Source organism: Nonomuraea lactucae (assembly GCF_003313395.1).
In the GTDB taxonomy this organism is placed as follows: Bacteria; Actinomycetota; Actinomycetes; order Streptosporangiales; family Streptosporangiaceae; genus Nonomuraea; species Nonomuraea lactucae.
Window position 1 is genome coordinate 25755 of record NZ_QNFZ01000061.1, and the last position, 26230, is coordinate 51984.

General features: G+C 69.6%; 26 protein-coding genes and 3 pseudogenes. 13 read left to right on the plus strand and 16 right to left on the minus strand.

The features are described 5' to 3' along the window. Positions 1-11: 11 nt before the first annotated feature. From DQW85_RS04960 to DQW85_RS05005, 10 genes and pseudogenes are all read left to right on the plus strand, one after another. Positions 12-1604 (plus strand): FAD-dependent monooxygenase, encoded by a 1593-nt coding sequence (locus DQW85_RS04960; protein ID WP_113699234.1) that lies wholly within the window; start codon positions 12-14, stop codon positions 1602-1604. Positions 1605-1657: 53 nt separating this feature from the next. After that, positions 1658-2866, plus strand: coding sequence for an acetyl-CoA C-acetyltransferase (locus tag DQW85_RS04965; protein WP_113699235.1), 1209 nt, complete (start codon positions 1658-1660; stop codon positions 2864-2866). Between the two features lie 85 nt (positions 2867-2951). Then, positions 2952-3740: an SDR family oxidoreductase gene (locus tag DQW85_RS04970; RefSeq protein WP_113699236.1), complete on the plus strand. Its 789-nt coding sequence runs from the start codon at positions 2952-2954 to the stop codon at positions 3738-3740. A 44-nt stretch (positions 3741-3784) separates the two neighbouring features. After that, positions 3785-4720, plus strand: coding sequence for an NADPH:quinone oxidoreductase family protein (locus tag DQW85_RS04975; protein ID WP_240196924.1), 936 nt, complete (start codon positions 3785-3787; stop codon positions 4718-4720). Between the two features lie 307 nt (positions 4721-5027). Further along, positions 5028-5783, plus strand: a complete 756-nt coding sequence (gene fabG, locus DQW85_RS04980) for a 3-oxoacyl-ACP reductase FabG (protein WP_113699260.1) — start codon at positions 5028-5030, stop codon at positions 5781-5783. 30 nt (positions 5784-5813) lie between these two features. Then, positions 5814-6266 carry a MaoC family dehydratase gene (locus DQW85_RS04985; RefSeq protein WP_113699238.1) on the plus strand — a complete coding sequence of 151 codons (453 nt, stop codon included), beginning with the start codon at positions 5814-5816 and terminating at the stop codon, positions 6264-6266. A 1-nt stretch (position 6267) separates the two neighbouring features. After that, positions 6268-7305, plus strand: a complete 1038-nt coding sequence (locus tag DQW85_RS04990; protein ID WP_240196925.1) for a phosphotransferase family protein — start codon at positions 6268-6270, stop codon at positions 7303-7305. An 80-nt stretch (positions 7306-7385) separates the two neighbouring features. Further along, a pseudogene (locus tag DQW85_RS04995) lies at positions 7386-8087 on the plus strand (acyl-CoA dehydrogenase family protein); the annotation flags it as partial. Beyond that, the gene (locus DQW85_RS05000; RefSeq protein WP_113699241.1) at positions 8084-9265 is read left to right on the plus strand and encodes an acyl-CoA dehydrogenase family protein; all 1182 of its coding nucleotides are present in this window, start codon (positions 8084-8086) and stop codon (positions 9263-9265) included. The pseudogene DQW85_RS04995 and the gene DQW85_RS05000, both read left to right, overlap by 4 nt. After that, on the plus strand, positions 9262-10362 hold the full coding sequence (locus DQW85_RS05005) for an acyl-CoA dehydrogenase family protein (protein ID WP_113699242.1): 1101 nt from the start codon (positions 9262-9264) through the stop codon (positions 10360-10362). Before DQW85_RS05000 ends, DQW85_RS05005 begins: the two co-directional genes overlap by 4 nt. Positions 10363-10900: 538 nt before the next feature. Here DQW85_RS05005 and DQW85_RS05010 read toward each other — a convergent pair. Next, the gene (locus DQW85_RS05010; RefSeq protein WP_240196926.1) at positions 10901-13453 is read right to left on the minus strand and encodes a cation-translocating P-type ATPase; all 2553 of its coding nucleotides are present in this window, start codon (positions 13451-13453) and stop codon (positions 10901-10903) included. A 229-nt stretch (positions 13454-13682) separates the two neighbouring features. On the opposite strand from DQW85_RS05010, the gene DQW85_RS47545 reads away from it, so the two are divergent. Continuing rightward, positions 13683-14042 carry a LysR family transcriptional regulator gene (locus DQW85_RS47545; protein ID WP_162794737.1) on the plus strand — a complete coding sequence of 120 codons (360 nt, stop codon included), beginning with the start codon at positions 13683-13685 and terminating at the stop codon, positions 14040-14042. Continuing rightward, positions 14039-14508: pseudogene (locus DQW85_RS48105) on the plus strand (LysR substrate-binding domain-containing protein); the annotation flags it as partial. The gene DQW85_RS47545 and the pseudogene DQW85_RS48105, both read left to right, overlap by 4 nt. A gap of 294 nt (positions 14509-14802) precedes the next feature. On the opposite strand, the gene DQW85_RS05030 reads toward DQW85_RS48105, so the two are convergent. The 8 genes and pseudogenes from DQW85_RS05030 to DQW85_RS05050 form a co-directional block, all read right to left on the minus strand. Then, positions 14803-16026 (minus strand): bifunctional aminoglycoside phosphotransferase/ATP-binding protein, encoded by a 1224-nt coding sequence (locus DQW85_RS05030; protein WP_240196928.1) that lies wholly within the window; start codon positions 16024-16026, stop codon positions 14803-14805. A gap of 119 nt (positions 16027-16145) precedes the next feature. Beyond that, complete coding sequence (locus DQW85_RS05035; protein WP_162794738.1) at positions 16146-17009, minus strand: universal stress protein; 864 nt, start codon at positions 17007-17009, stop codon at positions 16146-16148. Between the two features lie 181 nt (positions 17010-17190). Next, the gene (locus DQW85_RS46510) at positions 17191-17625 is read right to left on the minus strand and encodes a PHP domain-containing protein (RefSeq protein ID WP_240196929.1); all 435 of its coding nucleotides are present in this window, start codon (positions 17623-17625) and stop codon (positions 17191-17193) included. A gap of 9 nt (positions 17626-17634) precedes the next feature. Continuing rightward, positions 17635-17850, minus strand: a complete 216-nt coding sequence (locus tag DQW85_RS46515) for a hypothetical protein (RefSeq protein ID WP_240196932.1) — start codon at positions 17848-17850, stop codon at positions 17635-17637. 50 nt (positions 17851-17900) lie between these two features. Next, positions 17901-18326: pseudogene (locus tag DQW85_RS46520) on the minus strand (DNA polymerase/3'-5' exonuclease PolX); the annotation flags it as partial. Then, on the minus strand, positions 18326-18775 hold the full coding sequence (locus DQW85_RS46525) for a helix-hairpin-helix domain-containing protein (RefSeq protein ID WP_240196930.1): 450 nt from the start codon (positions 18773-18775) through the stop codon (positions 18326-18328). The gene DQW85_RS46525 and the pseudogene DQW85_RS46520, both read right to left, overlap by 1 nt. Positions 18776-18785: 10 nt before the next feature. After that, a complete protein-coding gene (locus DQW85_RS05045; RefSeq protein WP_113699248.1) occupies positions 18786-19766 on the minus strand; it encodes a magnesium transporter in 981 nt (326 codons plus the stop codon). Positions 19767-19820: 54 nt separating this feature from the next. Beyond that, positions 19821-20228, minus strand: a complete 408-nt coding sequence (locus DQW85_RS05050; protein ID WP_113699249.1) for an Hsp20/alpha crystallin family protein — start codon at positions 20226-20228, stop codon at positions 19821-19823. Between the two features lie 258 nt (positions 20229-20486). On the opposite strand from DQW85_RS05050, the gene DQW85_RS05055 reads away from it, so the two are divergent. After that, positions 20487-21014, plus strand: a complete 528-nt coding sequence (locus DQW85_RS05055) for an Rv1733c family protein (RefSeq protein WP_476703595.1) — start codon at positions 20487-20489, stop codon at positions 21012-21014. A 61-nt stretch (positions 21015-21075) separates the two neighbouring features. Here the strand turns inward: DQW85_RS05055 and DQW85_RS05060 are convergent, their stop codons facing one another. The 7 genes from DQW85_RS05060 to DQW85_RS05090 all read right to left on the minus strand — a co-directional run. Next, a complete protein-coding gene (locus DQW85_RS05060) occupies positions 21076-21279 on the minus strand; it encodes a DUF1918 domain-containing protein (protein ID WP_113699251.1) in 204 nt (67 codons plus the stop codon). A 17-nt stretch (positions 21280-21296) separates the two neighbouring features. After that, positions 21297-21749, minus strand: a complete 453-nt coding sequence (locus tag DQW85_RS05065) for a fructose 1,6-bisphosphatase (RefSeq protein WP_113699252.1) — start codon at positions 21747-21749, stop codon at positions 21297-21299. After that, entirely contained in the window at positions 21750-23339 is a 1590-nt protein-coding gene (locus tag DQW85_RS05070) for an ABC transporter permease (protein ID WP_113699253.1), read from the minus strand. It lies immediately after the preceding gene. Continuing rightward, positions 23336-24220, minus strand: coding sequence for an ABC transporter ATP-binding protein (locus DQW85_RS05075; RefSeq protein ID WP_113699254.1), 885 nt, complete (start codon positions 24218-24220; stop codon positions 23336-23338). The genes DQW85_RS05070 and DQW85_RS05075 overlap by 4 nt, the downstream gene beginning before the upstream one ends. A 435-nt stretch (positions 24221-24655) precedes the next feature. After that, positions 24656-25186, minus strand: coding sequence for an aquaporin (locus DQW85_RS05080; RefSeq protein ID WP_113699255.1), 531 nt, complete (start codon positions 25184-25186; stop codon positions 24656-24658). After that, complete coding sequence (locus DQW85_RS46530; protein ID WP_113699256.1) at positions 25183-25848, minus strand: arsenate reductase/protein-tyrosine-phosphatase family protein; 666 nt, start codon at positions 25846-25848, stop codon at positions 25183-25185. The genes DQW85_RS05080 and DQW85_RS46530 overlap by 4 nt, the downstream gene beginning before the upstream one ends. Next, on the minus strand, positions 25845-26230 hold a 386-nt coding region (locus tag DQW85_RS05090; protein WP_420819146.1), incomplete at its 5' end, for an arsenate-mycothiol transferase ArsC. The genes DQW85_RS46530 and DQW85_RS05090, both read right to left, overlap by 4 nt.

Consider the following 26230-nt stretch of genomic DNA (forward strand, 5'->3'; position numbering starts at 1 on the left):
ATCATACGCGCATGCCTGAACCAGTGAACTCGACATCGACGGCTCCGGTCCTGGTCGCGGGGGGCGGACCCGCCGGACTCGCCACCGCGGCCGAGCTGGCATTCCACGGCATCCCCTCGATCGTGGTCGAGCCGCGGGCCGCTGTCTCCCACACCAGGCCACGCGCCAAGACGACAAGCCCACGCACGATGGAGCTCTTCCGGCGCTGGGGCATCGCCGGTGCGATCCGCAACGCTGCTCCCCTCAAACCGGGGTGGTGCCGAAGGGTCGTCTTCTGCACCACTCTCAACGGGGAGCGCATCACCGAGTTCGACGATGCGTTCGGCATGCGCGCTGCGCCCAGTGACCTCTTCGCCGAAGGCGGGCAGCAGGTGCCGCAACCGATCGTCGAGGAGGTGCTCCGCGCCCACTTGCAGTCGACCGGGCTCGTCGAGCTCCGGCTCCAAGAGCGCGTCACGGGTCTGACCGAGTCGAGCGACTCGGTCACCTGCGAGATCACGCGCGACGACGAGTCGACGTACCAGATCACCGTGGAGTACGTCGCCGGCTGCGATGGAGCGAAGGGCGTCTCCCGAGACGCCATCGGGTCGACGCTCGTCGGGGTGTCGTCGCCTCGCTCGAACCTCAACACGGTGTTCCGCGCACCGGGACTGCGGCCCGCGATCGGTGAGGCCATCCAGTACTGGGTGATCGGCCCGGAGGTCAAGGCGACCATGGGCCCGCTTGACGGCAAGGGGCTCTGGTGGGCGGGCCTCGGTGGTATCGATGCCACGTGCACCGAACGGCGCGTGGTCGAGCTCCTCGCCGCACTCACCGGACAGCCGGCGGACGAGACGGGCATCGAGCTGCTCGCCACCGACCCGTGGGTGCCCCGGATGCTGATCGCCGACCGGTACGCCTCCGCGCGGGTCTTCCTCGTCGGTGAGAGTGCGCACGTGAATCCGCCCTTCGGCGGCCACGGCTTCAACACCTGCGTCGGAGACGCGGTCAACATCGGCTGGAAGCTCGCCGCGGTGCTGCGCGGCTGGGCAGGCCGCGAGCTGCTCAGCACCTACCAGGCGGAGCGGCGCGATGTCGCACAGCAGACGATCGATTCCGCGACGCGCAACCTCGAGGCCTCAGGCCCCGACATCGCGCGGACCGCCGAACGCATCCAGGAGACCAAGTACGAGGAGTTCAACTCGCTGGGTCTCGTGCTCGGGTACTCGTACCACGGCTCACCGGTGGTGGTCACGACGAACGAGGCGCCGCCCTTCACCGTGGTGAGCTACACGCCGTCGACCGTACCCGGCTCGCGACTCCCGCATGCCTGGCTCGAGCCAGGTCATGCGCTGTACGACGACCTCGGCCGCGGGTTCACCTTGATTCATCCACGCGTCGCCGACCCGGGCGCAATCGCGCGGTTCCAGAGCGAGGCGGAGCGTCTCGGCATCCCACTGACGGTGATCCCGGCGCCGGCCGCGTGGGCACGCGAACCCTTCCTCCTGGTCCGCCCCGACCAGCACATCGCCTGGCGCGGCCGCCAACTGGACGCCTCCGTGCTGCTCCGCGTGGTGGGGCGTCTGGAGCACGCCGACGCGACCGCGTCGGCCCCGGCTGAATAGTCCGATCCATGATGTTGACTCACTAAGCGCTTGCTTAGCAAGGAGAACCACAGATGCCCGAAGTCGTGATCGTCGCCACCGCCCGCTCCCCGATCGGCCGTGCCATCAAGGGATCGCTGGTCTCGGTGCGGCCCGATGACCTGGCCGTGGCCATGGTCCAAGCAGCCCTTGCGAAGGTTCCGGCCCTGGACCCGCGTGACATCGAGGACCTCATGCTCGGGTCCGCCCAGCCGGCAGGCGAGGCGGGCCACAACATGGCCCGGGCCGTGGCCGTGCTCGCGGGAATGGACCACCTGCCCGGCACCACGGTCAACCGCTACTGCGCCTCCAGCCTGCAGACCACCCGTATGGCGTTCCACGCGATCAAGGCGGGCGAGGGCGACGTCTTCATCTCCGCCGGCGTCGAGGCGGTGAGCCGGTACGGCAACGGCTTCTCCGACATCCCCGGCACCGAGAACCCGCTCGTCGACGAGGCACGGAAGCGCACCGCGGTCCTGGCCGAGGGCGGTCAGGGATGGAGCGACCCGCGACCCGCCATGCCCGACCTGTACGCCGCGATGGGGCAGACCGCCGAGAACGTCGCCCGGCTCAAGGGCATCAGCCGCGAAGAGCAGGACGAGTTCGGTGTCCGCAGCCAGAACCTCGCCGAGGAGGCGATCGCCAAAGGCTTCTGGGAACGAGACATCACCCCGGTGACACTGCCGGACGGCACCATGGTCTCCGTCGACGACGGCCCTCGCCCCGGCGTGACCATGGAATCGGTCTCCCACCTCAAGCCGGTCTTCCGTCCCGACGGAAGCGTCACCGCCGCGAACTGCTGTCCGCTCAACGACGGCGCAGCAGCGGTCGTCATCATGAGCGACGCCAAGGCCAAGCAGGTCGGACTGACCCCGCTGGCCCGGATCGTCTCCACCGGCGTCACCGGGCTCTCGCCCGAGATCATGGGTCTCGGTCCGGTGGAGGCGAGCAAGAAGGCCCTCGCCCGGGCAGGCATGACGATCGAGGACATCGACCTCGTCGAGATCAACGAGGCCTTCGCGGCGCAGGTGATCCCCTCGGCCCGCGACCTCGGCATCGACATCGACAAGCTCAACGTCAATGGCGGCGCCATCGCGGTCGGCCACCCCTTCGGCATGACCGGCGCGCGCATCACCAGCACGCTGATCAACTCGCTCCAGTTCCACGACAAGCAGTTCGGGCTCGAGACGATGTGCGTGGGTGGCGGACAGGGTATGGCGATGGTGCTGGAGCGGCTCTCGTGACGACTCGCTTCGCAGGCAAGCCGGCGATCGTCACCGGTCAGGAACTGGTCGTCGACGGTGGGGTGACCCTGGTGGGCGGAGTGGCGTGAATACCGGCGCGGAGCTCGCGGGTCAGGGCGTCGTCGTCACCGGCGCCGCCCGCGGCATCGGTCGTGCGATCGCGTTGAGGCTAGCTTCCGAAGGTGCGCGCCTGGTCGTCAGCGACCTCGACGAGCAAGGCCTACAGACAGTGGCCGAGGAGGCCGGTGGTCTCGCCGTCCCCGGCGACGCGGCCACACCGGAGGGCGTGGCATCGCTGATCGAGCGGGCCACACAGTACCTCGGTGAGATCGACGTGGACGTCGCCAACGCCGGAGTCTCGCGCGGATTCGGCCTCGACGCGTCGGAGGCGGACTGGGCGATCAACATCGAGGTAAACCTGATGGCGCACGTGCGTGCCGCCAGGATTCTGGTCCCGACGTGGCTCGAACGCGGTCGCGGCCGATTCGTCGTCACGGCATCAGCTGCCGGGCTCCTCATGTCGCTCGGTGCGGCGACGTACTCGAGCACCAAGCATGCGGCCGTGGGGTTCGCGGAATGGCTGTCGGCGACGTACCGCCATCGTGGGATTCAGGTCCATGCTGTCTGTCCCCAGGGCGTGCAGACCGCGATGCTCGAGAAGAGCGGCGCCTGGGCCGACCTCATGGTCACCGACGCAGCCAGGACCCCGGATGAGGTCGGCGACACGTTGATGGAGGCGATCGAGCAGGACCGGTTCCTGGCATTGCCCCATCCCGAGGTCGCCGGCTACCACCAAGCTCGGGCAGCGGACACCGACAGGTGGCTGTCCGGCATGAACAGGCTCCAGCAGAGGTTCGAAACGAGGCAGCAATGAAGGCATGGCAGGTCACCCGGCTGGGCGAACCGCGGGACGCGCTCGTGCTCAGCGAGGTCGCCGACCTCGTCCCGGCCGCCAACCAGGTCGTGGTCAAAGTCTTGGCAGCCGCCGCGAACTTCCCCGACGCGCTGCTATGTCGCGGGCTCTACCAGATCAAGCCCGAGATCCCCTTCACGCCCGGCGTCGAGCTGTGCGGCGAAGTGGTCGCGATGGGCGAGAAGGTCACCGGCTTTGCAGTGGGCGACCGGGTGCTGGGCAATCCGGACCTGCCGCACGGTGGCTTCGCCGAGTACGCCGTGATGAGCCAGCACACGACGTTCCGCGCACCACGAGTCCTGGACGACGCGGAGGCCGCCTCGCTGCAGATCGGGTACCAGACCGGCTGGTTCGGACTGCACCGACGGGCCGGCATCCAAGCCGGTGAGACCCTCCTCGTGCATGCGGCTGCAGGTGGTGTCGGAAGTGCTGCCATCCAGCTCGGGAAGGCAGCCGGGGCGCGGGTGATCGGCGTTGTCGGCGGCCCGGAGAAGGCGGAGTACGCGCGCCGGCTCCGAGCCGACGTCGTCATCGACCGTTGTGAGCAGGACTTCGTCGAGGTGGTCAAGGAAGAGACCGGCGGCCGAGGTGTCGATGTCATCTACGACCCCGTCGGAGGCGAGACCTATCAGCGTTCGACGAAGTGCATCGCCTTCGAAGGCCGGATCGTCGTGGTCGGCTTCGCCGGAGGCGATATCCAGTCGGCGGCCCTCAACCACGCGCTGGTCAAGAACTACTCGATCCTCGGGCTCCACTGGGGTCTGTACAACAGCAAGGATCCGGCCTTGGTGCGGCAGTGCCACGCCGAAGTCACCCGCCTGGCCGACGCCGGGCTGATCAGGCCGCTGGTGAGTGAGCGGTTGGCGTTCGGCGATGTTGCCGATGGTGTGCAGCGGCTCGCCGACGGCAGCACGGTCGGGCGCCTGGTGTACGTCGCATGAGCGAGCCGGCCCGCATCGAGCCGTGGTCTTGGACTACGGCGGCGTCCTCACCAAGCCGGTCAGCAGCAGTGCATGGCCGGAGGCGGACGGCATCGCCCCGGAGTCGTTCTCGGCCGTGCTCAAGGCATGGCTCTCGCACTCGTCTCCGGAGGGCGCTCCCATCCACAGGCTTGAAACCGGCGATCTGAGCATCCAGGAGTTCGAGGTCTTTCTCGACGACGCGGAGCCCAACGTCGCCGATGCCCAGGGCGTCGAGTCGGCTCGTGACCGGACTACGGTTCACGACCCAAGCAGAAGGAGTAGAAGCATGACCGAACAGCGTGTGGCCATCGTGACCGGAGCGGCACGCGGCATCGGAGCCGGGATTGCTCGCCGGCTGGCTCAGGACGGGCTCGCCGTGGCGGTGCTCGACCTCGACGAATCCGCGTCGAACCTGGTCGCCGAGGAGATCGTCTCCGACGGCGGACGCGCCATCGGGATCGGAGCCGACGTCAGCGACGAGCAGGCGGTGGCCGACGCGGTGGCGCGGGTCGTCGCCGAGCTGGGTCCGCCCACGGTGCTGATCAACAACGCCGGCATCATCCGCGACAACCTGCTGTTCAAGATGACCACCGACGACTGGGACGCAGTCATGAACGTGCATCTGCGTGGCGCCTTCCTGATGACCCGCGCTGTGCAGGCCCACATGACGCAGGCGAAGTGGGGCAGGATCGTCAGCCTGTCGAGCACCTCTGCGCTCGGCAACCGGGGTCAGGCCAACTACGCGGCGGCGAAGGCCGGTATGCAGGGCTTCACCAAGACCCTTGCGATCGAGCTCGGCAAGTACGGCATCACCGCCAACGCCGTCGCTCCCGGCTTCATCGAGACCGAGATGACGCAGGCCACGGCCAGGCGCGTGGGTGTCTCCTTCGAGGACCTCAAGGAGAGCGCCGCGAAGGTCATCGCCGTGGCGCGCACCGGCCGTCCCGAGGACATCGCGCACGCCGCGTCGTTCTTCGTGAGCGAAGGCGCCGGCTTCGTATCAGGACAGGTGCTGTACGTCGCCGGCGGTCCGCAGGGTTGAGCCGGACAACCCATCTCAGAAGGAGGAACAGTGAAGGTCTTCAACGGCATCGCCGAGCTAGAAGAGGCGGTCGGCAGCGACATCGGCTACAGCGAATGGCATGAGATCACCCAGGCGCAGGTGAACGCCTTCGCGGACGCGACGGGTGATCACCAGTGGATCCACATCGACCAGGAGCGCGCCGTCGCCGGACCGTTCGGCACCACCATCGCGCACGGCTTTCTCACGCTGTCGCTCGTGCCGATGCTCTCGGAGCAGATCTTCCGGATCGACGGCCTCTCCATGGTGGTCAACTACGGCTGCGACCGGGTGCGGTTCCCTGCGCCCGCACCGGTCGGGTCACGGGTTCGCGCCGGCATCGGGCTGGTGTCGCTCAAGCAGAGCTCCCTCGGTTATCTGATGACTTCGCGAGTCACGATCGAGATCGAGAATGCTCAGAAGCCGGCCTGCGTCGCGGATTCCCTCGCAGTGGTGGTTCCCTGACGTGACCGGCTCATCCCGGAATGAGCTGCCGGGCCTTGACCTGGGCCGACTTGCTCGATGGTTCGACACCGAGCTGCCCGGAGCGCGCTCAGATGAGCTCGGTTGCCGCGTGATCGCAGGCGGCCGGTCGAACCTGACCTACCTGGTGGAGGACGGCGTGCACCGGTGGGTGCTCCGCCGGCCGCCCCTCGGACACGTGCTGTCCACCGCGCACGACATGTCCCGCGAGTTCCGGGTCATCTCGGCGCTGCAGGAGACAGCGGTGCCGGTGCCCGCGACGTACGAGCTCTGCTCCGATCCCGAGGTCTTGGGGGCTCCCTTCTACGTGATGGAGTACGTCGACGGCACGCCCTACCGCGAGGACTGGCAGCTCGAGCCACTCGGCCCCGAACGCACGGCGGCGATCGGCCGCCGGGTCATGGACGTGCTCGCCGCCCTTCACGGGGTCGACGCCGAGTCGATCGGCCTCGCCAACTTCGGCCGCCCGGAGGGATTCCTGGAGCGGCAGGTACGCCGGTGGGGTGCACAACTCGATGCATCGCACAGTCGGGACCTCGCCGGCATCGACGAGCTGCGCGCACGACTCGCAGCCAAGGTCCCGGAGACACTTTCGCCAGCCATCGTGCACGGCGACTACCGGCTCGACAACGTGCTGATCGACGAGGACGACCAGATCGCGGCCGTGCTCGACTGGGAGATGTCCACGCTCGGCGATCCGCTCAGTGACGTGGCACTGCTGGTGGTCTACCAGCGCAGCCAGGAGTTCGGCGCCGGCGCTGCCGTCGCCACCTTCCCCCGGGCTCCGGGCTGGCCGTCCGAGGCCGAGCTGCTCGAACGCTACGCAACCGCGAGTGGTCGCGACCTCGGCAACCTCTGGTTCCACCTCGCCCTTGCGGCCTTCAAGGCGGCAGTGATCCTCGAAGGCATCCACTACCGCTACGTCCATGGACAGACCGTGGGCTCTGGATTTGACGGGATCGGCGACATGGTCGAGCCCATGGTGGCCATCGGCCTCGACTCTTTGGAGGAGCACTACTGATGGACTTCGCCTACGATGCCCGCACCCAGGAGCTGCGGGAGCAGTTGAACGCCTTCATGGACGAGCACGTCTATCCGGTAGGCACCGCCGAGCAGAAGGAGAAGTGGCTGCGACCGCTAGCGTCGTCAGATGCGACCAACATCGAGCCGAGCGTCGTGCGCGACGGAGATGAGTACGTCATCAACGGCCGCAAGTGGTGGATCACGGGCGCCATGAACCCCGACTCCAAGATCTTCGTCGTCATGGGGAGGACCGATCCCACCGCCGATCGTCATCGTCATCAGTCGATGATCCTCGTGCCGCGTGACACCCCGGGCGTCGAGGTCCTTCGTGGCATGCATGTCCTCGGCTACGACGACCACAGCCACGGCGGACACGCGGAGATCGTGTTCACCGATGTGCGAGTGCCCGCATCGAACCTGATCGGCGAGGAGGGCACCGGGTTCGCCAACGCGCAGGCGCGGCTGGGTCCGAGCCGTATCCACTGCATGCGCTCGATCGGCATCGCCGAGCGGGCGGTCGAGCTGATGTGCCTGCGGGCGTCCGAGCGGGTGGAGTTCGGACGGTCCCTCTCGGAGCAGGGGGTGATCCGAGAGTGGATCGCAGAGTCGCGTAAGGCGATCCAGACCCATGGTGCCGGGGGGCTGAGCCAGGACTTCCCGCTGGCCGAGATGCAGTCCGGCGTGCGAACGCTGCGCTTCGCCGACGGCCCGGACGAGGTGCACCTCAACGCGCTCGGCCGCAACGAGATCAAGCGTCACCTCGAGGCGGCGAGGCGATGACCGCCCAGGACGAGATGCGGCGTCGAGTAGCCGACTTCCTCGCCGTACATGATCCGCGCAGCACGCCGGCACTGGAATGGCTGCAAGCCCGGTACGACTCAGGCCTGGCGTGGGTGCACTTCCCGCTGGGACACGGTGGCCTCGGGCTGCCGCGACCGCTGCAGGGCGAGGTCGACGAGCTGTTCGCAGCGGCCGGCGGGCACGACAACCGGCCGCGGGTGAACATGATCGGGCTAGGGATGGCGGCACCCACGATCCTCGCCTTCGGGACCGAAGCTCAGAAGAAGCGATTCCTGCGGCCGTTGTGGACGGGGGAGGAGATCTGGTGCCAGCTCTTCAGCGAGCCGGGCGCTGGATCGGACCTCGCTGCGCTCGGCACCCGTGCCGTGCGTGATGGTGACGAATGGGTGGTGAACGGCCAGAAGGTCTGGACGTCAGCGGCGCAGAACGCACAGTGGGCGATCCTCGTCGCGCGCACGGATCCGGATCGCCGGAAGCATGCGGGCATCACCTACTTCCTCTGCCCGATGGCCCAGCCGGGGGTCGATGTTCGCCCGCTGCGACAGATCACGGGTGAGGCGGAGTTCAACGAGGTCTTCCTCACCGATGTGCGCATCAGTGACGAGTGGCGGCTCGGAGAGGAAGGCAACGGCTGGCGGATCGCCAACACGACCCTCAACAACGAGCGACTGGCGATCGGAGGCCGTCCGGCTCCACGCGAGGACGGCATGATCGGCATCGTGGCGCGTAACTGGCGCGAGCACCCGGAGCATCGTACGCCGGACCTTCATCACCAGCTGATGGCGCTCTGGGTCGAGGCCGAGGTTGCACGGTTGACAAGCATCCGCCTGGCCCAGAAGCTGGCCGCAGGGCAGCCGGGTCCGGAGGGGTCGGCCATGAAGCTGACGTTCGCCCGGATCAGTCAGGCCCTCTCAGGGCTCGAACTGGAGCTGAACGGTGCCGACGGGCTCCGCTACGGCGACTGGACGATGACTCAACCGGAGGAGCTGCACTTCCTCGCGAAGGACGCCAGCTACCGCTACCTGCGCGCGAAGGGCAACTCCATCGAGGGCGGTACATCGGAGATCCTCAAGAACGTGGTCTCCGAGCGTGTCCTCGGACTCCCGGCCGAGCCGCGGTTCGACAAAGACCTCCCCTGGAAGGAACTCGAGCGATGACCGTCGGCAGTCTTCTCTACACCGATGTCGAGGACGACCTTCGTGCGGCAGTGAGCGCGTTTCTCACCGACCGGTGCCAGCCTTCGGACGTGGCGGCCCTGTACGACGGGGCCCCGGTCGATGCCGGGCTGTGGCGGGGCCTCGCGCATGAGCTCGGACTCGCCGGCCTGCTGGTCTCCGAGGAGCTGGGCGGAGCCGGAGCGTCCGCACGGGAGGTGGCAGTCGTCCTGGAGGAGCTGGGTCGCACGGTCGCTCCGGTCCCGTTTCTGACAAGCTCGGTGATCGCCACGCAGGTGTTGCAGGAGTCGGGGAGCGACCTGGTCCAGGGTGTTGCCTCCGGCCAGGATCGCGTCGCCCTGGTCGTGCCGTGGTCGACGGCTCCGGGCAGTGACCTTCCCCCGCTGTCGGTGGTGGAGGGTGCGCTCTGCGGTCAGGTGCGTTCGGTTGCTGGCGTGCTCGACGCGGACCTGCTGCTCGTGCCGGTGCCTGGGGATGCGGGCGTCGACCTCTACGCCGTCCGCGCCTCGGAGGTCGACGCTCGCCCCGTCGTCTCGCTGGACATGTCCCGGCCGCTGGCCGATGTCGACCTGACCGGAGCGCACGGCACCGTGATCGCTTCAGGCCCGCCGGGAGCCATCGCTGTCCAGCGGGGATTGCTGTGGGGGGCCGGACTGCTCGCGTCCGAGCAGTTGGGAGTGGCCCGATGGTGCTTCGACACCACGCTGGCGTATGTGAAGGAGCGTCGCCAGTTCGGTCGGGCCGTGGGCGGTTTCCAGGCCCTCAAGCACCGGCTTGCGGATCTCTTCGTGCAGGTGGAGGGTGCGGCCGCTGCTGCGCGCTACGCCGCAGGAGTCCTCGCGGATGACGCCGACGATGTCGAGGTTGCCGTGGCCGTGGCTCAGGCCCATTGCAGCGAGATCGCGGTGCACGTCGCGGAGGAAGCGATCCAGTTGCACGGCGGCATCGGCATGACGTGGGAGCATCCGGCTCACCTGTATCTCAAGCGGGCCAAGGCGTGCCAGATCGCCTTGGGTACGGCGGGTTGGCACCGGGCCCGGCTCGCCGACCTTGTGGACCTGCCGGCCTCGGCGTCCTAGAGCCAGCCCACGGGCCGTCCGGCCCGGGCTCGGGATAGGACACCTTGCCGTCAAAGGTGGCCTCACGGCCACCGTCGCGGCCGCCGCCAAACACGCTGACGCCCGGACCGAGAACGGCGATGCAAGCACCTGAGCGAGGTTTTCGAACTCGTGGCTGGCCAAGCGGCTCAGGTCGTGTTGCACCCGACCATTGTGGAGCCTTCAGATCACTTCGCGCGAATCCTTCTGGAAGGCGAGGCGCTGTTCCTCCAGGCATGGTCCGGAGGAGGCACGGACTATGCCCGGCGAGCTGACCGACCGGGCCCGGCACCGGAACGAGGTCACCTACCGCTCGGCGGGAAGGGGCCCTGTCCGGTGCGCGGCCGGAGACTGCGTGCCAGGACGGCGGCCAGGTGCTGGTCGGCACGGTAGGCGGGCTGCGGTCGAGCTGGTTGGCGCGCAAGTCCTCTGGGACTGTGATTGACCAGGGCAGATGCGTGAGAGGCAAAGAAGACGCCGGTGATCCGGCTCGCGCTCGCTGTCGATCACCGTGGTGGGATCAGTGTGTGTGGGCGGCGTTGCCCGGGGGTTGGATGGGCCGCCGCGAGCGGGACGGGTGCAGAATCCGGTCGAGGCGGACGGCGGCGTAGCCGAGGACCGACAGCGCGGTGACGATCAGCAGGTCGCCTATGGCCAGCGGTTCGGTGCCGAGCAGCTCTTGGAGCGGCGGCAGGTACAGTCCGGCCAACTGTAGTACGAGCGCACCGGCGACGGCGAACAGCAGCATGGGGTTGGCCAGCGTGCCGGGCCGCGTGCGAGAGCCGAGCGCGACGCCGAGCTGGATGGCGCCGAGGGCGAAGAAGGCCATGCTCTGCCATGGGCGTCCGGTCTGGTGGGCCCAGATGGCGACGCCGAGGGTGACAGCGGTCAGGACGACGGCGATCCGGATTATGCGCTGCCACAGCCCCGCGCCCAGGATGCTCTGGCTGGGAGGCCGAGGTGGGCTGGCCATGGCCCCGGGCACGGCCGGCTCGCCGCCGAGAGCCACGCCGGGCAGTCCATGCGTGAGCAGGTTGATCCAGAGGATCTGGGCGGGAAGCAAGGGGAGCACGAGGCCGGCGAACGGCCCCAGCAACATCACCGCGATCTCGGCTGCTCCGCCGGACAGGCCGTAGACCAGGAACCGGCGGATGTTGGCGTAAACCCGGCGGCCCTCCTCGACGGCCGCGACGACGGTGTCCAGGTTGTCATCGGCGAGCACGAGGTCGGCCGCCTGACGGGCGACTTCGGTGCCGCGTTTGCCCATGGCGACGCCGATATCGGCGCGTCGTAGTGCCGGGCCGTCGTTGACACCGTCACCGGTCATCGCGAGGGTCTCGCCACGAGTCCGCAGATCCTGGATGATATCGAGCTTCTGCCCCGGTGTGGCCCGGGCGTACACGCTGATCTCGGCATGGTCAGGCGTCCCGGGATCGCAGAGGTCCACGACCGGATCACCGAGGGCGATGATGCCCAGATCGGTGGCGATGGCACGAGCGGTCCCGGGGTGATCCCCGGTGATGAGGAGCGGCCTGATGCCGGCCTGTTTGCAGGCGGCGATCGCGGCGGCCGCCGCGGGACGCGGCGGGTCCAGGATCGCGACAAGCCCGAGCAGCGACAACCCGCTCTCCGGCGCTGTTTCGGGAACGGTGTCCAGATCGCGGCTCGCGACGGCGAGGACGCGGTAGCCCGCCTGGGCGAGCTGCTCGGCGCGCTCGGCGGCGCGAGCCAGCAGCGTCGGCTCATCGGCCAGGACAGGTGGGCGGAGCAGCACGTCGGGCGCGCCCTTGCAGATCACCCTGCCATGCCCGCCCGGCAGGCGAAGTACGGTGCTCATCCGCTTGCGTTCGCTGTCGAAAGGACGTTCGGTCACCCGTGGGAAGCGCTCTTGCAGTTGTTGACGGTCAAGGCCGAGCTTGGCGGCGGCGGCGAGCAGGGCCGCCTCGGTGGGATCGCCCAGCGCTGTCCACTCCCCGTCGGGGTATTGGGGCGGTGACAATCTGGCGTCGTTGCACAGCACGGTCGCCGCCAGCAGGTCGGTGAGACTCGTGCCGTCGAGGGAGCCGTCGCGCACGATCTCGCCGTCGGGTGCGTATCCGGAGCCGGTGATCGTGGCCTCTCCGGTGGGAGTCCACAGGTGCTGGGCGACCATCCGGCCCTCGGTGAGAGTGCCGGTCTTGTCGGTGGCGAGCACGGTCACTGCGCCCAGCGTTTCCACGGCGGGCAGCCTGCGTACGAGAGCGTTGCGCGCGGCCATCCGGCGAGCTCCCAAGGCCAGGCTCAAGGTCACGACCGCGGGCAGGGATTCGGGCACGGCCGCGACGACCAAGCTGATCGCGGTCACCACCATCAACTCGACCGGTTGCCCACGGACCAATCCCAGAGCCAGCACCAGCGCGGACAGCGCCACCGCGACGCCCGCCAGCAACCGCCCGACCCCCACCAGGCGGCGCTGCAGCGGCGTCAGCCCGGCTCCCTTGACCATCATGGTCGCGATCCGGCCGCTCGCGCTCGCCGCCCCCACGGCAGTGACCGTCGCCCGGCCACGCCCTCGTACCACGATGGTGCCCGAGGAGACGGGATCGTCGTCGGTCTTGTCCACCGGCACGGACTCTCCGGTAAGGGACGACTCGTCGACGAGCAACGCCGCCGATTCCACCACAGTGGCGTCGGCCACGATGATGTCGCCTTCGGCCAGGACCAGCAGGTCTCCCACGACGACGTCGGCCGCCGGTATCTCCGTCTGGGAGCCGTCGCGGATCACGCGTGCTCTCGGGGCGGTGAGCTGTGACAACGCCGTGATGGCCCGGTCGGCGCGCACCTCCTGCACGACCCCGACGGAGGTGTTGACGATGATCACGAGCATGATCACGGCCGTGTCGGTCCAGTCACCCGTAGCGATGGTCAACGCCACCGCAACGAGCAGGACGATGATCAAGGGATCGCGAAGCTGGGCGGCGATCCGCCGCCACAGCGGGACGGGCGGCTTCTGCGGGAGGAGGTTGGGTCCGTCCCGCTCCAGGCGTACCGCCGCCTCCACACACGACAGTCCGGAGCGTGTGGGAATCACCACGTCTTCCTCCCTGCTCCAGGTCTCCGATCGGCCGAGGCGCCGCATCGTCTCGCCTACCTGTTTTCGCAGGAAATGAACTTCCAGCCCAGGGGCGAAGGTCCCGGCGGTGGAGGGCCGATGGCAGGTACGTGACCGGCTGCCGGTTCGGTCTGGCTGCGCGCCGGCCATTCGAGCGACCACGTCAAAATGCTCAAGAGGCAGGGTGCGTGGAACTACCAGCGCGAGCGCCGTGTCCTGCGCAATTCCAAACCGGCTGCTGATCTTCCGGGAGATTGCCCGAACCGGGTCAATCGCGAGCGCGGCCAGGTCGCTTGGCTGGACCCAGCCGGCCGTCAGCCAGCACCTGCGCCACCTGGAACGTCAGGCCCGGATGCCCCTCGTTCTGCGCCGCCCCCGCGGCGTACAGCTCACCGAGGCGGGCGAGATGCTGCTCCGGCACGCCGACGCCATCGCCACCCGCCTGCACGCCGCGGCCGACGATCTCGACGCGCTGGGCCAGTTGCGCGCTGGCACCGTGCGGCTGGCCGTATTTCCCTCGGCCGGGGCCGCTTTCCCTCGGCCGGGGCCGCGATCGTCCCCGACGCGATGAGTCTGCTCGGCCGCCGTTACTCCGGCATCGATGTACGGCTGCGCGAGGCCGAGCCTCCGCATGCGCTCGACCTGCTCGCCGCGGGCGAAGTCGATCTGACCGTGACCTTCACTCACGCCGGCGAGCAACTCTCCGACAGCCCGGGGCTGGTGCGGATCGCGATCGGCGAAGACCCGGTGCGACTCGTGCTGCCCCGCTTTCACCCCATGCGCAACCGGCCGATGTGCCGCTTGACCTGAGGGTGCTGGCGGGGGAGAAGTGGAGCGCGGGGTGCGAGCGCTGCACCGCGAACCTGCGCGAGACGTGCGGTGCCACCGGGTTCGTGCCGGACATCCGGCACGGCACCGATGATTACGTGGTGTCCCAGGCGCTCATCGCGCGGGGCCTCGCCGTGGGGCTGCTCCCGCAGCTCGCCCTCGACGCCGCGCAGGACCCCGATGTTGCGGTGCGCCCGGCGGTCCAGCTGCGGCCGAGGACTCTGTACCTGACGCACCACCGCGAGGCCGACCAGATCCCCGCGGTCCGCAGGCCATGCCCGCCCTGCTCGACACCGCCGCCGACCGACATGGGCCGGGCTCCGCCGGATAGTGGGTGTACGACGGAACGGTCTGTTCTATCCGCAACCGGGAACCCAAATCGGCCACCACCGGCAGTAACCGCGCACTTCTCCACGCTCGGCGTGCCCCACTACGACCACAGGCAGAACTACGCCGCAGATGCCTCAATCACTCCGACGTGCGGAAAACGGGGCTCGCCCGGCTCAGCCGGGCTCGATCTGCGGGCGTCGGAAGCGCCATCTCGTGGTGGTTCCCCGGGCGTGCACCGCGTCGAGCGCCCGCTGGACAGCCTGGTCCGGTCCCGCGCTGGTGTCGATCTCGACCGCCTGCGGCCACGGCGGGGTGTTCGCGGCCAGGGCCGTGCTGATCGCCTCTTGACCGGTATCCGGAACGCCGCCGCGACGGGCCAAGCGCTCGGCGATGAGCTGTGGCAGTGCGGTGCAGCGCAGTTCCACGAGATCGCTGAACGTGCGCTGCGCGAGGTCACGGGCCTGTGCCCGGTGGCCGGCGTCGGCCCAAGAGGCGTCGAGGACGACTGATTCGCCGTGTGCGAGCAGCGTCTCGCTTCGGGCGAGGAGCTCATGATGGACGGGGCCGTTCTCCTCAACCGTGCCGTCGGGCGGCGCGCCCCGGTCCGGCGCGGCCCGGATGAGTTCCTCCCCGATGCGGTCACTGCTCAGGATCGGGTAGTCGAGACGGTCCGCGAGGGCGATGGCCAGGCTGGACCTTTCCGTCACCGGCGGCCCGCCGACGAGGACCAACGTGACGGCGTAGCCGTGCAGGAAAACCTCGGCCGGCCGCGGAGAGCCAAGCCGTTCCAGGTCCATGGCCAGGAAGGCGGCGTCGTCCAGCCCGTCGAGTGAGCGCAGCCGTTCGTCGAACTCGAGGCAGTCGAGGATCCGGGGGCCGTTGTCCAGGCAGAAGATGTCCTCGGCGAGCAGGTCTCCGTGGCCCTCGACGATGCGTCCCTCGGCGATCTGGACCGCGAAGAGCCGGCCTCGGCCGTCGAGGAACCTCATCCCCAGCCGTTCTATCTCCCGCATCGTGTCAGCGTCGAGCGTCGCCCCGGGCAGCGCGCGGACCTGCTCGAAACTCGCCACCCAGTGCGAGCGCAGCGACTCCCTGGTTCCCTGCCTGTCGATCTCCGGGCCGCGGCGGGCCGAGCCATGCAGGCTCGCGAGCACTCGGGCGATCTGCCGCACGTGCTCTTCGACCGGCTTGCCGGCGCGGATCAGCGTGGCCAGGCGGCGCTCGTCGGGCATGCGCCGCATCACGACGACATGCTCGCAGGGCTGCCCGTCCGGCCCCAGCACGTCCGCGACCCCCTCGTAGACGTCCGGCGCCAGCCGGCGGTTGAGCTCCACCTCGGCCCGGCAGGCGGCCTGGCGGGCCTCGCGCGTGGTGAAGTCCAGGAAACCGAGGTTCACCGGCTTCTTCAGCTTGACCGCCGTGGTCGCCGAGAAAGACCACCACGGCGGCGTGGGTCTCCTTGATCTCCGCCCACGGTCTCATGGGACTCCCCCCTTCACGGCCTCATGCCGGATGGTCAGCCGCGGACCACGATGACGGGCGTGCGCGCGTGGTGCAGCACGGCGTGAGCCGTGCCGCCCAGGCCGAGCAGCGCCTGCGGCACGCCGTGCGAGGCCCCCACGACCACGACGTCGGCCTCAGCCGAGGCGTCGGCCAGCGCCCTGGCCGGGTGCTCGTGCACCACCTGCTGGACGACCTCGACGTCCGGGAACCTCTCCCGCCACCCGGCGAGGACCTGCGCCAGCAGCAGCGCCTCCTCCTGCCCCACGGCCTCGATGTCGTAGACGGCGGGATCGACGGACCAGGGCGTGACCGTGCCGGGGTGCGTCCAGGCGTGCATGGCGCGCAGGACAGCATGCCGCAGCGCCGCCTCCTGGAAGGCGAAGTCCAGCAGGCCCTCCTGGCCGGGCCGTCCCGCCACGCCCACGACGACGGCTCCGTGCTCGCCAGTCGGCGGCTGCCGGACGACGGCCACCGGGCACGGCGCCCGCGTGGCGACGTGCCGGCTCACAGAGCCGAGCAGCAGCTCGGCGAATCCGCCGTGCCCGCGGCTGCCGACTACGAGCAGTTGCGCCCCCTCGCCGGCCTGGACGAGTAGGTCGCGCGCTGGCCCGATGGCGATCCGCGCGGTGACCTGCAACCGCGGCCTGCCGGCCCGGGCGTGGATCTCCGCCTGCTTCAGCCGCTCCCGGGCGGCGGCCTCCGCCTCGACCTCCCAGCCGGGCGGCTCGGGGACGAGAAGGGTGTCGAACGACCAGCTCGGCGCGGCATGGACGATGTGGAGCGGGGCGGCGTGGATTTCCGCCTCCTGCCCGGCCCAGCTCACGGCCCGCAGCGAGGACTCCGATCCGTCGAACCCGACGACGATCGGCTCTGTCATGGTCGCCACCTCACACGCTCCTTCGATCGCCTTCGCACCGTAGCCCTGTCATGGGTATCGCCGTTCTGGACCGGATTAGGCCACCTGTCGCGACGGCCAGGCTCCCGGTCTCGATGTACGGATCACGCCTGCCCTCCTTTCCTCAGGAAGCCCCTGAGCCGGTCCAGTGACCAGGTGTTGATCACCTGCTCGGCCGTGAGCCAGCCGCGTTGCGCGGTGCCGATGCCGTATCTGAGGTGGGCCAGGTGCGGACGGCGTGGGCGTCGGTGTCGATCGCGAAGACGACGCCTGCGCGCTGCGCGATCCGTACCAGATCAGCCGACAGGTCGAGCCGGTCAGGAAGCGCGTTGATCTCCAGCGCGGTGCCGGTGCGGGCGCAGGCCTCGAACACCTCCGGCCAGTCGGCGTCGCCGGGCTCCCCCTTGCCGATGAGCCGGGTCGTCGGATGGTCGATGATGTTGACGTACAGGTCTCGCAGGTTTGGACGAGCCGCCTGGTCGTGTCGGCGCGTGAGGTCGATGTTGAGCTCGATGCCGTCCAGCAAGCGCATCCCGCCGAAGGCGCTGTCCAGCCGGTGCACCTGCTCCCGCTGCTCCAGCGCCTTGGCCTCGGTCATCCGCAGTATCTACAGGTTCGGCGCGTGGTCGGTGACGGCGTAGTACGCGTAATCCCGGGCCGCCGCGCCGGTGGCCATCTCCTCCAGGCTGGCCAGCCCGTCCGCGAGGTTGGTGTGGGTGTGCAGATCACCGCGGATGTCGGCGGTGGTGACGAGGCTGGGCAGCCGCCCCTCCAGCGCGGCCTCGATCTCTCCGCCGTACTCCCTTGGGGCGCGGGAATCCACGGCAGGCCGAGCCGAGGGTGCACATCCTCCTCGTCAGCCGAGGCGATCCGGTCCCCGCTCGCCACGTCGAACAGCCCGTACTCCGACAGCTTGAGCCTCTTGTGCACGGCGATCTCCCGGGTGCGGATGTTGTGCGCCCGAGAGCCGGTGAAGTACTGCAACGCCGCGCCCCAGCCGTCCGGCGCACCACCCGCAGATCGATCTGCAGGCCGGCGTCGGTCCTGACAGAGGCCTTGGTCTCGCCGCGCGCGACCACCTCGGCCACGACCGGCAGGCCCGCAAGCCTCGCCATCAGCGCCGCGGAGTCGGCGGCCGTGGCCAGGATGTCGACGTCGCCGATGGTGTCCCCTCATCCTGCGCAGGGGTCCTGCGTACGCGCAGCGCTCGCAGCCGGGCACGGCCGACAGCGCGGCGACGATCTCCTCCGCCACGCCCATCGCGACGTCCAGGCGCACGCGCGCGCTGATCTTGTGCATCACGTCGATGCCGTGCAGCAGGTTCTCTTCGGGCTTGGCGCCGAAGCCGCGCAACCCCTGCAGCCGGCCCCCGCGGATTGCCGCCTGTCCTCGACGGAGCCGATGCCGGCCTCCTCGTAGAGGATCATCGCCTTCTTCGGGCCGAGCGAGGGGATGGTCGTCAGCAGCCGGACCCCTGCCGGCATCGTCTCTCTCAGCTCTTCCAGCTGGTGGATGGACCCGGTACGCACGTATTCGTCAATCTTGGCGGCGATCGACGTGCCGACGCCGGGTATCCGCCGCAGCCCGGCCAAGTGCAGGCCCGAGATGTCCTGCGCGTACCCGTCCACGGACCTGGCCGCCTTCTCGTACACGCGGACCTTGAACGCGTCACCGCCGGTGATCGCGATCAGATCAGCGTACTCCTGCAGCAGCTCGGCCCACCATGTCGTTGCACCGCTGCATGGCATAGCCGCCCGGTCACCCGACGATGATCAACGCTGTGCCTACGTAGACAGCGATGGACAGCAGGTCCTGCAACACCGTCGCAAGCGGCCCAGAACCGAAAGCGGGATCGCGGCCGAGGCGACTGAGCAGCCACGGCAGCCCCATGGCCAGCACCGAGGCCACCGAGCAGGCCGCGAACAGGGAGATGGCCGCCGTCAGCGCCACCCGCGCATCGCCGTAAAGCAGCGCGAACGGCAGGAAGGCGGCGGCCATGACCGTACCGATGATCAGCCCCGTGACGGCCTCGCCGCGGGCGAGCCGCCGGATCGACGCACCGACCGACAAGCCGCGCACCACGACCGCCTCGGTCTGCGTGCCGACGGCGTCGGCCAGGTAGACGACGCCGGGAAGGAAGAACGCCAGGGCGACGTTCGCGGCGAGCCGTTCCTCGAAGGTGGCCAGGATGCCTGTGGACGCCATCGCCCCGGCCAGCCCCAGCATCAGCCAGGGGATGCGGTGAGCGAAGCGTCTGGCCACCGGCTCTTCCGCGGCCGTCCTGGCCAGGCTCGACCCTCGCAGGTATCCGCCCAGCCGGGCCATGTCCTCGTCGTGCTCCTGGAGAAGGACCCGCAGCAGCCGGCGGCGGGGAACCAGTCCGACGAACCGTCCGGCTGGATCGACCACGGCCAGGCTGCTCTCGCCGTGCTGGACCGCGTGCCAGGCCGCCACCTCCTGGTCCACACCCGGCGCCACGATCGGCGGATCTCGGTCTGCCAGCTCGGCCAGGGTGGCGTCGCGGTCGGCGGCGAGTAGCCGCTCGATGCTCACCAGGCCGCGGAGCCGGCGGTCCCGGTCGTGGACCACGATGTCGGAGGCGCTGTCGTAGCGCGTGCCCGCCATCCGGCCCCATGCCTCGCCTGCGGTGGTCTCCAGGCGGAAAATGGGAACCGCGGTCACGGCGTGACCGCCCGCGGTGTCGGTGAACCGGGGCGGCGACAGTGGCTCTGTCAACATACGGTCGCCTGCCTGCGCGGGGCCCGCCCGGGCGGAGCGGGCCCGAAGGGCTGATCAGGGCTGGGTCTCGATCTGGATCCGCCTGCCCTCCTGCTTCTCCTCGGCGAGCTTGACGCTGATCTCGAGGATTCCCTTGTCGTAGACGGCGTGGATGTCCTGCTCGTCCACGCCCGGCGGCAGGGTGATGGAGCGTGAGAAGCTGCCGTACCGGAACTCCGTCCGGTGCTGCTCCTTGAGCTCCTCGCGGCGCTCGCCGTGGATGGTGAGGACGCCGTTGCGCACCGTGATCTCCAGGTCCTTCTCCGGGTCGATGCCCGGCAGCTCGGCCCGCACGACGTAACGGCCGTCCTTGATGTAGTCCTCGAACCTGATCGGCTGCTGGGAGCGGACGGCCGGCCAGTCCAGCCAGTCGAACAGCTCTGGGAACAGGCCCCTGTGCTCCCGGCGTGCTGGCGTGCCCATGTGCACCTCCGTAGGTTTTCGGAGTCTCCTTGCTCTTCAATCCCAGACCCGGGCACGTGTTCCGCGCAGGGGCGGAGGTCCTCAAGGCCCAGGGCCTTTGGGCCCACCGTGAGTGCCACTCCATCCGAGCTACTGCCTGCAAGCCGTACGCCCCTGTCGAGTTCGCCGTCGCCGCCGCAGGGTGGAACGAACCAGACAGGGGAGGTGCATCACGCGAGTTGACCCTTCGCGTGCGACGGTACCGGCTCGATCAACCCACTGCGGCGTCGCAGCGAGCGGCTGGAGACATTGGGTGTGCTGGTGGCGTTGGCTATGTTCTTGCTCAGCATCTGGCCTGTGGCCGTCGCGGGAAGGCTGGCCTACGAGGGCGGGCTGTATTCCGAGCGAACAGGTCCGGGCATCCGCCAGCCGGTGACGGCGACGCTCGTGCAGGACACGCCGGACACCGAGTTCATCGGAGAAGCACGGGCTGCGGCACAGTGGGACACTCCAGTGGGTCGGCTCGTGACGGACCAGGTGGCCGCACCGGCGGAGGCGAAGGCGGGCACGCCGATGATCGTGTGGCTCGACGGCGCGGGTGAGAGGACCAAGCCGCCGGCGGATCGCGCGGAGACTCTGGCGGGGGGCATTACCGTGGGTTTCCTGGTCATGGCCGGCGCCGCGGTTGTGCTGATCATCGGCCTGCAGGGGTTCAGGAGGTTGCTCGATCGAAGCCGCTACGCCGCGTGGGAGACCTCCTGGGTGCACGCGTGCGATCGATGGCGCCGTGCCGGACCCGGCGGTTAGAGGACGGCTACCACGGATCTGCGGATCTGTGCCGGCGCGAGCGTGCCGGCGCAGCGTCCTCTCACCGTCCTCTTCCGCTCTCATGATGCTCGACGTGGGCGTCTGGCCCCGGGTACACGAGGGTCTCGTGGTCGTCGTCGAGCCAATGGACCACGTAGGGTGGTGTGCCGTCGTCATCGCGCACGGAGACAATGATGCCGACGCGACGTGATTCGCCCTGATGGGCACCCTCGACCACCAATCGGTCGCCGACTGCTGCCTTCATGGCACCTCCTGCTGCTCTCAGCTACGGCTCGCCTCGGTGGCCGGCGTCACGAGCTCGGTGCTCATCGGCGTCCAGCGGTCGGCGAGCTTCTTGGTGAGGGCGGCCATGGTCGTGTACTCCAAGTCGTCCAGGGGCAGCCGGTGCGGCTCGAACGGGCCGTGGCGACGGAAGTAGTCCATGGCCTCGTTCGCCTGCTGCCGAACCCGGTCGAACGCGGGGTCGGCGAACAGGTCGCGGGGGCCGATCAGCTTGCCGTCGTGGATCTGGAAGCCCAGGGCCACCGCGCGCGGCGGGCCGTCGAAGCGTGACGGGTGCGCGTGGCCGCCCGCGACCGGCATGAGCGGTGCGTGGTGCGAGCCGCGCATGCAGCCGGCCACCGCATAGGCGAGGGTGAACGGCTCCAGCACCTCGCCGACGGCCGGCAGCCCGGACTGGCAGCGGACGATCATCACCGGGATGAGGGGTGTCATTCAGGTTCCGATCAGGTCGCGGCGGGCAAAGGCAGTCGTCCCGGCGGTGGCGAGGGTCAGCGCGAGAGCGGTCAGCCACAGCAGAGGCACGGCATCCAACTCCCCGCCGGGCATCTGCGGCAGATGGGCATAGGGAGAAACCCGTTGCAGCCACTCCGGCAGCCGAAGCACCTCACCGAGCTGTCCCAGGAGCGCGAAGGCCACCAGCGCGGCCCAGGCCAGGGCGGTCAGCTGGGGGAGCGCGCCGTACAGCAGCATGGCCAGCCCCGCGGTCACCCAGACGGCGGGTACCTGCACCCAAACGGCCCCGAGGAGGCGGACGACCTGCCTACCGATGTCACTTGCGCGTGTTCCGTGAGCGAGCCCCTCGGTCAGTCCGCCGACGGAGAGGATCATCGCCGCGCCGCCGAAGGCCATGATCAGGTGGCTGAGCGTCCACTGGCGTCGTGGCACCGCCGCAGCCAGCACTGGCTCGGCGCGCGAGGTGGCCTCCTCTGCCTGCAACCGCAGGACGGCCTGGACGGCGTAGCCGCCCGCGACCAGGCCGAGCAGTCCAGTCTGAGCAGCCAGGAACGTGTCGATCAGCGCCTGCGCGCCGCCCAACCGCTGCAGGATCTGCGCGAGCTGGGCGTTGTCGCGCAGGATCTCTCCCACGCTTTGGGCCAGCGCGCCGAACAGCCCCCCCGCCACGGCGAACCCAGCGCTCCAGGCCAGAAGCGAGCCGCGGTGCAACCGCCAGGCGAGCGCCAGCGGGCTGTTCAGGTACGGCGGGGCAGCTGCGGGACCGGCCCGGGACGGCAGCACCCCGGAACCCAGGTCGCGCCGGCGGGCGAGCGCGGCGGCGATCGCACCGAGGAGCAAGGCGACCAGGACCGTCAGGCCGATCACCCACCACCGGTCGCCGGCGAACGCGCGCACCCGCTGTGCCCAGCCCAACGGCGAGATCCACGACAGCGCCTCGATTCCGGCGGCGTCGCCACCGGCTCGCAGCAGGAAGGCCAGCCCGAGAACCGCCACGGCGAGAGCGTTGGCGCTTTTGGCGTGCTCGGTCAGCTGGGAGGTGACCGCGGCGACGGCGGTGAAGACCCAGCCGGTGGCGGCGATGGCGAGCCCGAAAGCAAGCGCGCTAGCTACTGGCAAGCCTAGCTCGGTCAGCGCCGCCGTCAGCAGCAGGGCGATCAGCAGGTTGGCGCCCGCGGCGACGATGATCGCCGCGGCCGGGATCGCCTGGCGGCCGACCGGGCACGCCCCGATCAGCTCGGCCCGTCCGCTCTCCTCCTCTGCGCGGGTGTGCCGGGTGACAGTGAAGAGGCTCATCAACGCGACCAGGACGGTGACCAGCGTGGTGGCGCGCCAGGCGGTCAGGCCGCCCACCGAGGTCGCGTCATACACCGGTCCAGTGAGCGCCTGGAGTGCGGGGGTGGAGCCGATGGTGACGCCGAGCGCGACCCGCTGCGCCATCCCCGGGTACAGCTCGGCGATGGCCGAGGCGGTGGCCGCGGTCATGCCGACGATGAGCAGGATCCATGCTGCGAGCAGGAGTCGATCGCGTCGCAGCGCCAGCCGTATCAGGGACAGGGTACCGGTCATGGCGCGGCCTGGTAGTGACGCAGGAACAGCTCTTCCAGGGTCGGCGGTCGGCAGGTCAGGTTGCGCACGCCCGCGTCGCTGAGCGTGCGCAACACTTGTCCGAGCCGTGGGGGCTCGACCTCGAAGGTGACCCGCGTACCCTCGGCAACCAGGTTGTGCACGCCGGGCAGGTGGTCCGGGATCCGGTCGAGTTCGGCGGTGACCGTGTTCCTGGTCAGGTGCCGCAGCTGGGCCAGGGTGCCGCTTTCCACGATTCGGCCGGCGCGGATGATGCTCACTCGGTCGCACAGCGCTTCGACCTCGGACAGGATGTGGCTGGACAGCAGGACGGTCCGGCCGTTGCCGCGTTCGTCGTTGACGCACGCGCGGAAGGCGGTCTCCATGAGCGGGTCGAGGCCGGCGGTCGGTTCGTCGAGCAGCAGCAGTTCGACGTGGGAGGCCAGGGCGGCGATCAGGGCCACCTTCTGGCGGTTGCCTTTGGAGTAGGCGCGGCCCTTCTTGGTGGGATCCAGGTCGAAACGCTCCAGCAGGGCCTGCTTGCGCTGCTGGTCCAGGCCCCCGCGCAACCGTCCGAGCAGGTCGATGGCCTCGCCACCGGACAGGGTCGGCCACAGGACGACGTCGCCGGGCACGTAAGCGAGCCTGCGGTGCAACTCGACCGAGTCACGCCACGGATGGCCGCCGAGGAGTTCGGCGTGGCCGGAGTCAGCGCGCAGCAGGCCGAGCAGAATGCGAAGAGCGGTGGTTTTGCCCGCGCCGTTGGGGCCGAGGAAGCCGTGCACCTCGCCGGCTTGCACGCTCAGATCGAGGCCGGCCAGGGCGCGGACGGTGCCGAAGGATTTGGTGAGGCCGCTGAGAAGCACGACAGGGTCGCCGGGCATGGGCGCCTCCCTCGAGCCGGTCCGATATTACGTTGCCGACCAGGCTTCCCGGCGCTCCACCACTGACGTTAGCAGCGGCGGCTACGCTGCACCAGACGCTTCTTTCGCGAGCCCGCTACGACGATAGCGGTGGCGGCCGCCACCGCAATGTAGGGTTGCCGTCCGCAGAGATTCCTTGCGCCACAGGGAGGCGGGCATCAGGCGGATCATCGCCGCCAAGAGCCGGTGAGCGGAGGCGGAGGTGCGCGACCACCGTCGTCCTGGCCCGACGCCCGCGCCCGACCAGTGGCGGCTGGGCGCTCTCCTTGCGCATCTCCGGTCTGCTCATCATCGTCCTCGCTGTCGCCGCGGGCATCGCCTACCGGCTCGACGTGGCCGCATCCGTCGTCTGCTGCGTGAGCACCTGGAGGAGAAGGGATACAGGCCATGACCTGGTCAGGTTGGCGTAACCTCCTGGCGCGCCGAGGGAGGTGGGGTGGTCTCGTGTGGCACCACGACGTCGGCGGCGCGTTCGCTGACGCGCGGATACAGCACCGCGATGGCCGGCACGGCCAGCGCGGCGCCGATCAGCTCGGCGGTCAGGAAAGCGCTTGTGGAGGCGGGGGCGATGACGGCGAAGGAATCGGTCAGCATGCGGGCCAGCGTGGCGGCAGGGTTGGCGAAGCTCGTGCTGCTGGTGAACCAGTAGGCGGCGCCGATGTAGGCAGCGGCCTCGCCGGATGTCAGCCCACTGAAGATGCGGTCGGCGAGCGTGACCACGGGGTTGAGGTGCGCCCCGGAGACCGGGCCCAGCGCGACGATGATGGCCACCAGTGCGGCGGCGGTGGCGGTGGAGTTCTGCAGCAGCTGCAACCCCACGTCGTGCGGGGAGAGCCGCTGCGCGGCGATGCCGGAGCCGACCACGGCGATCAGCAGCAGCGCGGTGCCGAGGAACTCGGCCAGCGCCCGGCGGGCCAGACCCTTCATGGCGCAGCGCCGGCGGCCGGGACGCCGAGCTCGGCCAGAAGCGCCCGCACGCGGCGTTCGATCTCGTCGCGGATCGGGCGCACGTCCTCCACGGATTTGCCGGCCGGGTCGTCCAGCTCCCAGTCCAGATAGCGCTTGCCGGGGAAGATCGGGCAGGCGTCGCCGCAGCCCATCGTGACCACGACGTCCGCGGCCCGGACGATCTCGTCGGTCCAGGGTTTGGGGTACTCGCGGGAGATGTCGATGCCGCGCTCGGCCATCGCGGCGACCGCGGCGGAGTTGATCTCGGCGGCGAACTCCGACCCGCCCGACCAGCCCACGGCGTGCTCGCCGGCCAGGGCGGAGAACAAGCCGAGCGCCATCTGCGAACGCCCGGCGTTGTGCACGCACAGGAACAGCACGATCGGCCGCCCGTCGCCCTTACCCTCGACCCGGGCCAGGGCCTGCAGGCGCTGGCGGGCGAACCGCTCGGCCAGCAGCGGCAGGAAGATGGCGATGGCGGCCTTGCTGGCGAACTGGTCGTAGCTGGTGTGCAAGAAGCGTTCGATGGTCTCGGTCCCGAACGTGCCGGCGAACTCGTCGGTCAGCCGGCGGGCGGCGGTGGTCAGGGCGAGCTGCTGGTCTATGGTCAGATCCGGGTGGGGATGGCTGGCGTACGTCATGGCGTGTCCTTCGTCGCGGAACGGTCGCAGGTCGCGGAGCCGGTGGGTGCAGGCAGGGCGGCGGGAAGGGCGGCGGCCAGCCGGTCGACGCGGCCGGACAGGTCGGTGAAGGCATGCTCGAAGGCGTCGTCGGTGTCGGCGGGCACGGGGTCGGGCACCGACCAGTGCAGGTTCGGCCGGGTGGGGAGATGTTCGTAGGCGTTTTCGTAGGCGTTGTCGCAGACCGCCACCACCAGGTCACCGGGACCGACGGTGTCGCGAAGGTGGGCGGTAGCGTGCGTGTCCAGGCTCAGCCGGTGGCGGCGGGCCACCGCGATCGCCCGCGGATGCACGCGCGAGGCGGGGTCGGTGCCGGCCGAGGCCGCGGGCAGGCGGCTGCGCC